Source organism: Cryobacterium glaciale, assembly GCF_004402535.1.
Classification (GTDB): domain Bacteria; phylum Actinomycetota; class Actinomycetes; order Actinomycetales; family Microbacteriaceae; genus Cryobacterium; species Cryobacterium glaciale.
In genome coordinates, this window is record NZ_SOEY01000018.1 from 85,966 (window position 1) to 98,636 (window position 12,671).

At 65.6% G+C, this 12,671-nt stretch carries 12 protein-coding genes; 8 read left to right on the plus strand and 4 right to left on the minus strand.

Annotation, left to right across the window (positions count from 1 at the left end; genetic code table 11):
• Window positions 1-24: 24 nt before the first annotated feature.
• Complete coding sequence (locus E3O06_RS08540; RefSeq protein WP_134502746.1) at window positions 25-1,086, minus strand: BMP family lipoprotein; 1,062 nt, start codon at window positions 1,084-1,086, stop codon at window positions 25-27.
• 59 nt (window positions 1,087-1,145) lie between these two features.
• Window positions 1,146-2,267: a mannose-1-phosphate guanylyltransferase gene (locus E3O06_RS08545; protein WP_134502748.1), complete on the minus strand. Its 1,122-nt coding sequence runs from the start codon at window positions 2,265-2,267 to the stop codon at window positions 1,146-1,148.
• A gap of 90 nt (window positions 2,268-2,357) precedes the next feature.
• Here E3O06_RS08545 and E3O06_RS08550 point away from each other — a divergent pair, with 90 nt between their 5' ends.
• The 8 genes from E3O06_RS08550 to trpS all read left to right on the plus strand — a co-directional run bounded on the left by E3O06_RS08550 (window position 2,358) and on the right by trpS (window position 10,121).
• Window positions 2,358-3,530 carry a glycosyltransferase family 4 protein gene (locus E3O06_RS08550; RefSeq protein WP_134502750.1) on the plus strand — a complete coding sequence of 391 codons (1,173 nt, stop codon included), beginning with the start codon at window positions 2,358-2,360 and terminating at the stop codon, window positions 3,528-3,530.
• A 110-nt stretch (window positions 3,531-3,640) separates the two neighbouring features.
• The gene (gene sdhC / locus E3O06_RS08555; protein ID WP_134502752.1) at window positions 3,641-4,054 is read left to right on the plus strand and encodes a succinate dehydrogenase, cytochrome b556 subunit; all 414 of its coding nucleotides are present in this window, start codon (window positions 3,641-3,643) and stop codon (window positions 4,052-4,054) included.
• Between the two features lie 12 nt (window positions 4,055-4,066).
• Window positions 4,067-4,519, plus strand: coding sequence for a succinate dehydrogenase hydrophobic membrane anchor subunit (locus tag E3O06_RS08560; RefSeq protein ID WP_134502754.1), 453 nt, complete (start codon window positions 4,067-4,069; stop codon window positions 4,517-4,519).
• Between the two features lie 18 nt (window positions 4,520-4,537).
• A complete protein-coding gene (gene sdhA / locus E3O06_RS08565; RefSeq protein WP_134502756.1) occupies window positions 4,538-6,346 on the plus strand; it encodes a succinate dehydrogenase flavoprotein subunit in 1,809 nt (602 codons plus the stop codon).
• On the plus strand, window positions 6,346-7,107 hold the full coding sequence (locus E3O06_RS08570; RefSeq protein WP_134502758.1) for a succinate dehydrogenase iron-sulfur subunit: 762 nt from the start codon (window positions 6,346-6,348) through the stop codon (window positions 7,105-7,107). The genes sdhA and E3O06_RS08570 overlap by 1 nt, the downstream gene beginning before the upstream one ends.
• Before the next feature lie 71 nt (window positions 7,108-7,178).
• Window positions 7,179-8,249: a YihY/virulence factor BrkB family protein gene (locus E3O06_RS08575; protein ID WP_134502760.1), complete on the plus strand. Its 1,071-nt coding sequence runs from the start codon at window positions 7,179-7,181 to the stop codon at window positions 8,247-8,249.
• Between the two features lie 13 nt (window positions 8,250-8,262).
• Window positions 8,263-9,120 carry an exodeoxyribonuclease III gene (locus tag E3O06_RS08580; RefSeq protein ID WP_134502762.1) on the plus strand — a complete coding sequence of 286 codons (858 nt, stop codon included), beginning with the start codon at window positions 8,263-8,265 and terminating at the stop codon, window positions 9,118-9,120.
• Window positions 9,117-10,121 (plus strand): tryptophan--tRNA ligase, encoded by a 1,005-nt coding sequence (trpS, locus tag E3O06_RS08585; RefSeq protein ID WP_134502764.1) that lies wholly within the window; start codon window positions 9,117-9,119, stop codon window positions 10,119-10,121. The genes E3O06_RS08580 and trpS overlap by 4 nt, the downstream gene beginning before the upstream one ends.
• Window positions 10,122-10,287: 166 nt before the next feature.
• Here the strand turns inward: trpS and glpK are convergent, their stop codons facing one another.
• Both glpK and E3O06_RS08595 read right to left on the minus strand, forming a co-directional pair.
• Window positions 10,288-11,802 carry a glycerol kinase GlpK gene (gene glpK, locus E3O06_RS08590; protein WP_134502766.1) on the minus strand — a complete coding sequence of 505 codons (1,515 nt, stop codon included), beginning with the start codon at window positions 11,800-11,802 and terminating at the stop codon, window positions 10,288-10,290.
• 70 nt (window positions 11,803-11,872) lie between these two features.
• Window positions 11,873-12,607, minus strand: a complete 735-nt coding sequence (locus E3O06_RS08595; protein ID WP_134502768.1) for an MIP/aquaporin family protein — start codon at window positions 12,605-12,607, stop codon at window positions 11,873-11,875.
• Window positions 12,608-12,671 lie beyond the last annotated feature (64 nt).

Below are 12,671 nucleotides of genomic sequence, written 5' to 3' on the forward strand. Positions count from 1 at the left end.
GACATTGCGGAAACAATTCTCCCCTTACTGGGGCGAACTGGGGCCGTCCACGGCAATGATCCCCGCTATAATCGCGGCTCGAATCTGGTCGAGTTCATCCACGAGTTCGGCCGAGACGAGCGCAGCCCGATCGTGGAAGTCGGCGATCTCCACACCGCCGTTCTTCAGGGTCCCCACGAACGCCGTGTTGTCGAAGGTGCCGTCAAGGTCGGCGCCGATGGTCTCGACGACCGCGGCCGACGTGTTCTTCAGCACGCTCGTGAGCACGACCGACTGGAACTGGGCCGGCAGGGTAACGAAACCGTCATTGTCGACCCAGATGATGGATACACCGGGCGTCTCGATCGCGGCAGCAGCAGCGCCCTGCCCGACCTGGCCGGCCACCGGCAGGATGATGTCGGCGCCCTGGTCGATGAACGACTGGGCGAGGGCCTTGCCCTTGTTGACGTCTTCGAAGTCGCCGGTGAAACTGCCGTCCTGGGTGTCCTTGTTCCAGCCGAGCACCTCGACGGTCGTGTCGTGCTTGTCGTTGTACATGGCGACTCCGTCGACGAAGCCATCCATGAACAGGGTCACGGGCGGCTGATTGCCGCCGCCGAAGGTGGCCACCCGGCCGGTCTTGCTCACGCCCGCGGCCAGGTAGCCGGCCAGAAAAGATGCCTGGGCTGTATCGAAGACGATCGGTTTCACGTTCGGCGCGTCGACGACCTCGTCGACGATCGCGAAGTGCACATCGGGGTTGGCGGTCGCCTCGGCGAGGGTGGCGTCGGCGAGTTCGAAGCCGACGGTGAGCACGAACTGGCATCCGGTCGCGACGGCCTGGCTCACGTTGGGGGCCAGATCGGTCTCCGACGTCGACACGATCGCGTCGGTGTCGATGTTGTACGTCGTCGCCGCCTCCTGCAGGCCCTCCCAGCTGGACTGGTTGAAGGAGCGATCGTCGAGCCCACCCGAGTTCGTGACCATGCGGGCGCAGTAGTCTGGTGCCGTCGCATCCGGTGTGGCGGTGGGTGTCGGCGCCTGCGCGCAGCCGGCCAGCAGCACAGCGGATGCCGCGAGGGCGGAAACAGCAATCAAGCGACGCATAGACACTCCCTTAAGCGTGAACTGGAATTCTAGCCAGTGCTCGCTGAACACCGCGAGCCTCACAGCACGTCGCTCGAACCCGAGAGCTTGAGCGCGTCGACGACCGCCTTGACCTTTTGAGCGTTCGCGCTCGTAGTGACCAGCAGTGCGTCGGGGGTGTCGATCACGACGATGTCTTCGACGCCGATCAGCGCGATCATGCGGCCGGTGTGGCTGACCACGATGCCGCTCGACGAGTCCGCGAGCACCCGGGCGCCCTCGCCGAGGATGGCGAGGTTGGATTTGCGCCCGCCGGAGTGCAGTTTCGCGATCGAGGCGAAGTCGCCCACGTCGTCCCAGTCGAACTGGCCGGGGATCACGACGAGTTTGCCCGCCGCAGCGGCCGGTTCGGCGACCGAGTAGTCGATGGCGATCTTCTTCAGACGCGGCCAGACCTGATCGACCACGGCGCCGCGGGCCGGGGTGTCCCACGCCTCGGCGAGCTTCATCAGCCCGGCGTGCAGTTCGGGCTCGGCAGCCGCGATCTCGGCCAGCAAGAGGTCGGCGCGCGCGATGAAGATGCCCGCGTTCCACAGGTAGTTCCCGTCAGCGAGGTATTCCTCGGCGACGTCGGGGCTCGGCTTCTCGACGAAGGAGTCGACCGCCAGGGCGGTCGGGGCCCCGTCGACGGCGAGGGACGCAGCGCTCTTGATGTAACCGAAGCCGATGGCGGCCTCGGTCGGCTGGATGCCGATCGTGACGATGTAGCCGGCATCCGCTGCGGCGACCGCCTCGGTGACCGCCGAACGAAACTGGGCGTCGCCCTTGATGACCTGGTCGGCCGGGAACGATCCGATGATCACACCGGGTTCCCGCCGCTGCAGAATGGCGGCGGCAAGGCCGATTGCGGCCGTGGAATCCCGCGGTTCGCTCTCGAGCACGACGTTCGGATCGATGAGTTCGGGGAGCTGCTGCTCGACCGCGGCGCGGTGGGCACGCCCGGTGACGACCATGATGCGCTGTTCGCCCGACAGCGGCACGAGGCGATCCCAGGTGTCGCGCAGCAGGGTGTGGCCGGAGCCGGTGAGGTCGTGCAGAAATTTGGGGGCATCCGCTCGCGACAGCGGCCACAGCCGGGAGCCGATGCCGCCGGCGGGAATCACGCTATACAGGCGGTCGATGGGCTCACTGGGCGTAATCATTCGCCCAGACTATCGGGCGGCCCCGCTGTCGGACACGATTGTTCATGCGCCCGTCACCCGGCGGCAATGGTCACTGCTTAGCCTCAAACCATGCGGATCGCAGTCATCAGCGAAAGTTTTCTCCCCACCATCAGCGGGGTGACCACGAGCGTCTGCAAGGTGCTCGAGCACCTGGCCGCCGCCGGACACGAGGCCATGGTCATCGCCCCGTCCGGCGCCCCGGCGGAGTATGCCGGATTTCCGGTGCACACCGTCTCCGCCGTCAACTACCGCGAATTTCCGGTTGGAATGCCGAGCCCCCAGGTACAGAAGCTGCTCGCCGACTTTCGCCCCGACGTGCTGCACGCCGCGTCGCCGTTCCTTCTCGGCGCCCAGGGGATCAGCGCAGCCAACCGCCTCGATATCCCCTCGGTCGCCATCTTTCAAACGGATGTCGCCGGCTACGCTCACCGAAACCACCTCGGCCCCGCCACTGCGCTGGCTTGGCGATTCGTGAAGTGGGTGCACGAGGGAGCCACCCGCACCCTGGTTCCGTCGTCGTCGTCGATGGCCGCCCTGCTCCGGCTCGGCGTGCCCCGGCTCGCCCTGTGGACCCGCGGCGTCGACCTCACCGGATTCCACCCGAACGTGAAGAACGACCCGGCGGTCCAGGCACTCCGGGAACGAATCGCGCCGACGCCCTCCGACGGCGCAACGCGCGACGTCATCATCGGGTACGTCGGTCGCATGGCTCCGGAAAAGCAGGTGGAGCGGCTGCGTGCGCTGCGCGGGGTGCCGGGCATCCGTTTGGCGTTGGTCGGCGACGGGCCGAGCGTACCTTCTATACGACGCGCCCTGGCCGGTATGCCGGTCACCTGGCTCGGCCGACTCTCGGGCGCAGAGCTCGCCGCCGCCTACGCGAGTTTCGACGTGTTCGTGCACGCCGGCACCGAGGAGACGTTCGGGCAGACCGTCCAGGAAGCGCACGCCGCCGGGCTGCCCGTGGTGGCGCCATATGCGGGCGGGCCGATCGACCTCGTGGCGCACGGCGAGAACGGCTACCTGTTTCGGCCGGACGACAACGGTGACCTGCGGCACTGGGTGGGGCAGCTCGTGCGTGACCCGATGCTGCGGGCGCGGATGGGTGAAGCCGGGCGTCGCGCGGTGCTGGGGCGCTCCTGGCCGACGGTCTGCGCCGAGCTGGTTGACTACTACGAGCAGGCCATCGACGAGCGTCTCGCGGTGCGCGCCGACAGGCACGTGCCTCCCTCGATGCAACGTTAGGTAATCCTAACCGACACGAGTGGTCGGAGCACTTGTAGACTACAGAAATGTGCTCACAGCGCATTCTCGGTCTCACTAAAGAGCCATAATTCAGCCAGGGAGGGTTGTTCATGCCACAGACGGCAGGAACCCTAGATTCTCAGCAGAAGACGACGTCACGTCGCCCCGCCGGCACCCTCTATCGGGGTAACACGGGCATGTGGTCGTGGGTGTTGCACCGCATCACCGGCGTCGCGATTTTCTTCTTTCTGCTCGTTCACATTCTCGACACGGCCCTGGTGCGCCTCAGCCCCGAGGCCTACAACGCGGTCATCTCGCAGTACCAGACGCCGATCATGGGGCTCGGTGAGGTCGCACTCGTCGGCGCCATCGTGTTCCACGCCTTCAACGGACTGCGCATCATCCTGATCGACTTCTGGAACGCCAAGTACCAGCGGGTGCTGTTCTACGTGGTCATCGGCCTGTGGGTCGTCACCATGCTCGGCTTCGTGCCGCGCCACCTCATCAACGTGTTCAGCCACTAGGGGGCGACAGACATGACTTCAACAATCGAAGCTCCCCGCAGCCCGTACACTCGCTCGGCGAAAAAGCGCGGTCTCAACTGGGAAAAATGGGGCTGGATCTACATGCGCGTCTCCGGCGTCGTGCTGATCGTGCTGATTTTCGGCCACCTGTTCGTCAACCTCATGGTCGGTGAGGGAGTCAGCGCCCTGAACTTCGCGTTCGTCGCCGGCAAGCTCGCGAGCCCGTTCTGGCAGACCTGGGACGTACTCATGCTCTGGCTCGCGCTCATTCACGGCGGCAACGGCATGCGCACCCTGGTCAACGACTACGCCACGTCGCGGATCAGCCGCGGCATCCTGAAGGGCGCGATCCTGCTCAGCGTCGTCGCGCTGATCGTTCTCGGCACCCTCGTGGTCTACACGTTCGATGCCTGCCCGGCCGGTTCGCCCGCCGACCTTCTCCCCGCTCTCTGCTCGACCCTATAGGAGCTGCACAAACTCATCATGACGACACCTGCACCCGCACCCACCTCCACCCTCGTGGACGGCGTTCACTACCACCAGTTCGACATCGTGATCGTGGGAGCGGGTGGAGCTGGCATGCGTGCCGCCATCGAAGCCGGCCCCCACGCCAACACTGCCGTCATCTCCAAGCTCTACCCGACGCGTTCGCACACCGGTGCGGCGCAGGGCGGGATGGCTGCGGCCCTCGCCAACGTCGAGGAAGACAACTGGGAGTGGCACACCTTCGACACGATCAAGGGTGGCGACTACCTGGTCGACCAGGACGCGGCCGAGATTTTGGCGAAGGAAGCCATCGACGCGGTCATCGACCTCGAGAACATGGGCCTGCCGTTCAACCGCACGCCTGAGGGCAAGATCGACCAGCGTCGTTTCGGCGGCCACACCCGCGATCACGGTAAGAGCCCGGTGCGTCGCGCCTGCTACGCCGCCGACCGCACCGGCCACATGATTCTGCAGACGCTGTATCAGAACTGCGTCAAGCGCGGCATCAACTTCTTCAACGAGTACTACGTACTCGACCTCGTCATGACCAATGTCGACGGCGTCGATCAGCCGTCCGCCGTGGTCGCCCTCGATCTGTCGAGCGGTGAACTGCACGTGTTCCAGGGCAAGGCGTTCATCTTCGCCACCGGTGGTTTCGGCAAGATCTACAAGACCACCTCGAACGCCCACACCCTCACCGGTGATGGCGTCGGCATCGTCTGGCGCAAGGGACTGCCGCTCGAGGACATGGAGTTCTTCCAGTTCCACCCGACCGGTCTGGCCGGGCTCGGCATCCTCTTGACCGAGGGTGCTCGCGGCGAGGGAGCAATCCTGCGTAACGCGAGTGGTGAGCGCTTCATGGAACGCTACGCGCCGACCATCAAGGACCTCGCCCCGCGCGACATCGTCTCCCGGTGCATGCTCAAGGAGGTCGCGGAGGGTCGCGGCGCCGGCCCGGACAAGGACTACCTGTACCTGGACTGCACCCACCTCGGCAAGGAACTGCTCGAGACCAAGCTGCCCGACATCACCGAGTTCGCCCGCACCTACCTCGGCGTCGACCCGGTCACCGAGCCGGTGCCGGTCATGCCGACCGCGCACTACGCGATGGGCGGCATCCCCACCAACGTGAAGGCCGAAGTCTGGCGCAACAACGAGGAGGTTGTTCCCGGCCTCTACGCCGCCGGCGAATGCGCCTGCGTCTCGGTACACGGCTCCAACCGTCTCGGCACCAACTCGCTGCTCGATATCAACGTGTTCGGCAAGCGCGCCGGCAACAACGCGGTCGAGTACGTCAAGACGGCCTCGTTCACCCCCCTGCCGGAAGACCCGGCCAAGGAGGTGCGCGAACTTCTCGAGGGCATCCGCTCGTCGACCGGAACCGAACGCATCTCGGTGCTGCGCAAGATTCTGCAGGAGGAAATGGACAAGAAGGCTCAGGTGTTCCGCACCGACGAGTCCCTCGCCTCCGTCACCGAGACCATTCACCTGCTGCGCGAGCGCTACAAGAACATCGGCGTGCAGGACAAGGGGCGTCGCTTCAACACCGACCTGCTCGAGGCCGTTGAACTGGGCTTCCTGCTCGACCTCGCCGAGGTCGTCGTCTACTCCGCCCGCAACCGCAAGGAAAGCCGCGGCGGACACCAGCGCGAAGACTACCTCGTGCGCGACGACGAGAACTACCTCAAGCACACCATGGCGTACCTCAAGGGTGACGCAATGAGCGCGGATGCCGCCGACCACATCAAGCTCGACTGGAAACCGGTTGTCATCACCCGCTACCAGCCGATGGAGAGGAAGTACTAGTGAGTACCGCCACGATCGATAACAAGCCCGTCGTTCCCGAAGAGATCAAATCCTTCACGGTCACGCTCATTGTTCGTCGCTTCAACCCGGAGGTCGACGACGAGCCGCACTGGCAGGACTTCGACGTGCAGCTCTACCCGACCGACCGCGTGCTCGACGCACTGCACAAGATCAAGTGGGAGCAGGACGGTTCGCTGACCTTCCGTCGTTCCTGCGCGCACGGCATCTGCGGCTCGGATGCCATGCGCATCAACGGCCGCAACCGCCTGGCCTGCAAGACGCTCATGAAGGACCTCGACGTCACGAAGCCCATCTATGTGGAAGCCATCAAGGGCCTGCCGCTCGAGAAGGACCTCATCGTCGACATGGAGCCGTTCTTCGACTCGTTCAAAGAGGTACAGCCCTTCCTCGTCGCCAAGAGCACGCCGGTCGACGGCAAGGAACGCCAGCAGACCGTTGCCCAGCGTGCCCGCTTCGACGACACGACGAAATGTATCCTCTGCGCCGCCTGCACGTCGAGCTGCCCGGTGTTCTGGACCGACGGCCAGTACTTCGGTCCGGCCGCGATCGTCAACGCGCACCGGTTCATCTTCGACTCCCGCGATGAGAATGCAGCCGTGCGCCTCGACATCCTCAACGACCAGGAGGGCGTGTGGCGTTGCCGCACGACCTTCAACTGCACGGATGCCTGCCCCCGCGGCATTCAGGTGACCCAGGCCATCGCCGAGGTCAAGCAGGCCATCATGCGTGGCAAAGCGTAACTGATTGACTGCACGACAGACACCCCCGTCGATTCGACGGGGGTGTTCGTGCATCCGGTTAAGCTGACACAGTGAAAGAGCTTGTGGAGCGGATCCTCGCGTGGCGCCCCGTGCGGGTGGTGACCCACTTCAACAACGTGGGCGGCAGCATCCTCGCCGGGGGCATGTCGTACCAGGCGATCTTCGCCATCTTCGCGGCTGTCTGGGTGGGGTTCTCCATCGCCGGCCTGTTCCTCACCGCGAACCAGGGACTGCTGAACGCCCTGTACGCGATCATCAACCAGTCCATTCCGGGCCTGATCGGCACCGACGGCATCATCGACCCCGACCTGCTCGCCACCGCGGGGATCTTCACCTGGACCGGCGCCATAGCCCTGGCCGGGCTGCTGCTGACCGCCCTCGGCTGGCTGTCCACCACCGCCCAGGCCGTGCGCACCGTGTTCGACATGCCGCCACAGACCACGTTCTTCATCTGGGTCAAGCTGCGTGAGCTCGGCCTCGGGCTGGTTTTCGGGCTTGCCCTGGTTGTGTCGGCCCTCGTCTCCCTCGCCAGCACCGCACTGCTGGGGGCTCTGTTCGGCCTGTTCCAGATTCCCCAGGACTCGTTCTTCTACGAGGCGTCGGCCCGCGGCATCGGCCTCGTGGTGGTGCTCATCATCGACACGGTCACCCTCGCCGGACTGTTCCGGGTGCTGTCACGCGTTCGCATCCCGGTGCGGCGCCTGTTCGCCGGGGCGCTGCTCGGCGGTGTCGCCCTCGGCGTGCTGAAGATTCTCGGCGGCGCGCTGCTCGGCGGCGCCAGTCGCAACCCGCTGCTCGCGACCTTCGCCGTCATCATCGGCCTGCTCATCTGGTTCAACCTCGTGAGCACCGTGACCCTGATCGCCGCCTCCTGGATCGCCGTCGGAATGACCGATGCGGGCATTCCGCCACAATCGCTCAGCGCCGACGATGCGGCCGAGAACCAGGAGAAGCGGATGCAGGACGCCCTGCGGCTGACCGCCCAGGCCGAGCTCACGGCGGCGCGGGCCGACCTCGACGCGTCGCCCTGGTATGCCCGCTGGGCTGCCCGACGGCGGCTGAGGGCGGCCGAGGCGCGGGTGGCGGAGTATGCCAACGCCGATGAGGCCCACGCCCGCTAACTAGACTTGACCCATGTCTTCTGCCAAACCCCTTCGCATTGCCAGCATCAACACGAACGGGGTACGAGCGGCGTACCGCAAAGGGATGGGCGACTGGCTGGACGCTCGCGACGTCGACATCCTCGCCATCCAGGAGGTGCGCGCCTCCACCGAGGACCTCGAGGGTCTGCTCGGACCGGTCTGGAACATTCTGCACGACGCCGCCACCGCAAAGGGTCGGGCCGGAGTCGCCCTCGCGAGCCGTTCCCGGGCGTCCATTCACCGCGTCGCCCTCGGGGCTGAGGAATTCGACAGCGCGGGCCGCTGGCTCGAAGCCGACTACGAGGTCGACGGCCAGATCATTACCGTCGTGAGTACCTATGTGCACTCCGGCGAGACCGATACTCCCAAGCAGGTGGAGAAGTACAAGTTTCTCGATGCCATGATAGCCCGGCTGCCCGAGCTGAGCATGCACAGCCCGCTCGCCCTCGTGCTCGGCGACCTGAACGTCGGGCACCGCACGCTCGACATCAAGAACTGGCGCGGCAACAAGAAACACGCGGGGTTCCTGCCGGAGGAGCGTGAGTATTTCGACCGTATCCTCGGGGCGGAAGGCGACGAGCGATACAACGCGGGTGCCGGACTCGGGTGGGTGGATGTCGGGCGTAAGTGGGCCGGAGAGGTCGAGGGACCGTACACGTGGTGGTCCCAGCGCGGGAAGGCTTTCGACACCGACACCGGATGGCGGCTGGACTACCATCTGGCCAGCCCGCAGCTGGCGGCATCCGTTGTTTCCTACGTCGTCGACCGGGCCGCGGCGTACGACCAGCGCTGGAGCGACCACTCCCCCGTCGTCGTCGATTATGACCTTTCGAAAGAAGCACACTCATGACCAAACCCCGCCTGTATTCGGGCATGCAGCCCTCCGCGGAGTCCCTGCAGATCGGCAATTACATCGGCGCGCTGCTCAATTGGAAGTCGCTGCAGCAGACGCACGACGCGTTCTTCTCCATCGTCGACCTTCACGCGATCACCGTGGCTCAGGAGCCGGCGAAGCTGCGCGAGAACACCCGCGGCACGGCGGCGCAATACATGGCGGCAGGAATCGACCCGTCGGCGTCGACGCTGTACGTGCAGTCGCACGTCGCCGCGCACGCCCAGCTGGCCTGGGTGCTCAACACCATCACCGGGTTCGGTGAGGCGAGCCGGATGACCCAGTTCAAGGACAAGTCGGCCCGGCACGGCGCCGACGCGACGACGGTGGGGCTTTTCGCCTACCCGACGCTTATGGCCGCCGATATCCTGCTGTACCAGACGGCCGTGGTGCCGGTCGGGGAAGACCAGCGCCAGCACGTGGAACTCACCCGCGACCTCGCGGTGCGCTTCAACTCGCGGTTCGGCGACACCTTCACGATTCCCGAGGTGGCGATCGTGAAGGAGACCGCGAAGATCTACGACCTGCAGAACCCCACGTCGAAGATGAGCAAATCGGCCGAGTCGCACGCCGGAGTGATCTGGCTGCTCGATGAGCCCGGGGTCACCAAGAAGAAGATCATGCGCGCCGTGACGGATGCCGATGGCGGCGTGGTCTTCGACCGCGAGAACAAGCCCGGTGTGGCCAACCTGCTCACGATCTACTCCGTGCTGGCTTCGCGCACGATCGAGTCCCTCGAGAACGAGTACGCCGGGCGCGGGTACGGCGACCTGAAGAAGGGTCTGGTCGAGGTGGTCCTCGGCACCTTCGACCCCATTCGTGAGCGCGTCGCCGAGCTGCTCGGCGACCCCGCCGAGCTCGACCGGGTGCTTGCGCAGAACGCCGCGCGAGCTTCTGACGTCGCGAATGAGACGCTCGCCACCGTCTACGACCGGGTCGGCTTCCTGCCGCTGCGTTAATCTCTGCGGATCGTCCTACCCGGTCTCGATCGCTCCTCCGTCGCGCCTCGACCAACGAATCCCGCTGATCGAGGTACGAGCGATCGAGATCCCGTGAGACGGTCCTGGGGGCACAGCCGAAAACCCGGCCACGCGGAGCGCGGGCCGGGCCACGGGGCCGAGCTGGTTAGCGCACGTCTTCGTCTACCCAGTCGAGGGTCTTCGTGACGGCCTTCTTCCAGTTGCGCAGCAGGCGGGCGGCCTCTTCCGGGTCCATGGCGGGCTCCCAGCGAGCATCTTCCTGCCAGTTGGAGCGCAGGTCGCCCTGGCCGCTCCAGAAGCCGACCGCGAGGCCGGCCGCATACGCTGCACCGAGGGCGGTGGTCTCGGCAACCACCGGGCGCACGACGGGCACGCCGATGATGTCGGCCTGGAACTGCATGAGCAGGTCGTTCGCCGTGGCTCCTCCATCGACCTTGAGCTCCGTCAGCGGCACGCCGGAGTCGGCGTTGACCGCGTCGAGCACCTCGCGGGTCTGATAGGCGATGGCCTCGAGCGCTGCGCGGGCGATGTGGCCCTTGTTGACGTAGCGGGTGAGGCCGACGAGGGCGCCGCGGGCGTCGGAGCGCCAGTACGGCGCGAACAGGCCGGAGAAGGCCGGCACGAAGTAGGCCCCACCGTTGTCCTTCACCGTTTTGGCCAGGTCTTCGATCTCGGAGGCGTTCCTGATGATGCCGAGCTGGTCCCGCATCCACTGCACGAGCGAACCGGTGACCGCGATCGATCCCTCGAGCGCGTAGTGCACGGGGGCGTCTCCGAGCTTGTAGCCCACGGTGGTGAGCAGTCCGTTCTTCGAGTGGATGATCTCGGTACCGGTGTTGAAGATCAGAAAGTTTCCAGTACCGTAGGTGTTCTTCGCCTCACCCTGGTCGAACGCGGCCTGGCCGAACGTCGCGGCCTGCTGGTCGCCCAGGATGCCGGCGATCGGCACCTCGCGCAGCAGGCTGTGTCCACTCGCGATGCCGTAGACCTCGGAGGATGACTTGATCTCGGGCAGCATCGACTTCGGCACGTCGAAGACGGCCAGGATCTCGTCGTCCCACTGCAGGGTCTCGAGGTCCATGAACATGGTGCGGCTCGCGTTGGTGACGTCGGTCGCGTGCACGCCGCCCTCTGTTCCACCGGTCAGGTTCCACAGCACCCAGGAATCGGTGGTGCCGAACAGGAGGTCGCCGGCATCCGCTTTCTCGCGTGCGCCCTCGACGTTCTCGAGGATCCAGACGATCTTGGTGCCGGAGAAGTAGGTGGCCAACGGCAGGCCGACCTTCTCTTTGAAGCGTTCGACGCCGCCGTCAGCTGCGAGGCGGTCGACGATGACCTGGGTGCGGGTGTCCTGCCAGACGATGGCGTTGTAGACAGGAACGCCGGTGTTCTTGTCCCAAACGACCGCGGTTTCGCGCTGGTTGGTGATGCCGACGGCTTCGATGTCGTGGCGGGTGATGTTGGCCTTGGACAGCGCCTGGCCGATGGCCTCACGGGTGTTGTCCCAGATTTCTTTCGGGTCGTGCTCGACCCAGCCGGCCTGCGGCAGAATCTGTTCGTGCTCGAGCTGACCGGTCGAAATGATCGACCCGGCCTTGTCGAAGATGATCGCGCGGGAGCTCGTGGTTCCCTGGTCGATGGCGAGAACGTACTTGGCCATATGTAACTCCTTTGTTGTTCCAGGTGGGTATTAAGTATAAAAACGGATGCTGCAGCCTGCGTCGGCAGGCTCAGCCCAGAATGGGCAGGAGCACGCCCGAGGATGCGCCGGCGAGGACGCCGCCGATGATGGGGCCGAGGACCGGCACCCAGGAATAGGACCAGTCGCTCGATCCCTTGCCCTTGATCGGCAGCAGGAAGTGCGCGATGCGCGGCCCGAGGTCACGCGCGGGGTTGATCGCGTAGCCGGTCGGTCCACCGAGTGAGGCGCCGATGGCGATCACGAGCAGGGCCACCGGCAGCGCGCCGAGTGCCGAGAGGCCGCCAGCGTCACCGTTGCGGCCGAAGCCGATGACGACGAAAACGAGCACGAAGGTGCCGATGATCTCGGTGACGAGGTTCCAGCCGTAGGAGCGGATGGCCGGCCCGGTCGAGAACACGCCGAGTTTGTTGGCGGCTTCCGGCTCCTGGTCGAAGTGCTGCTTGTAGGCCAGCCACACGACCACGGCACCGAGAACGGCACCGACCATTTGAGCGCCGATGTAGGCGAGCGTGGATGCGACGTTGACCGGCACCCCGGAACCGAACGTGTCGGCTCCGCTCGCGACGAGGCCGAGGGTGACGGCCGGGTTGAGGTGGGCACCCGAGTTGTAGGCGGCGATCACACCGGCGTAGACCGCGAGGCCCCAGCCGATGGTGACCATGAGAAAGCCGCCGCCGAAGCCCTTGTTTTTGGCGAGCGCGACGTTGGCGACCACGCCGCAACCGAGTAAGACGAGGATGGCCGTTCCCACGACCTCAGACATAAAGACGACACCGAGATTGTCCACATTGACCTTTCAGATGGGTGTTGCTGTTCACCGACCGACC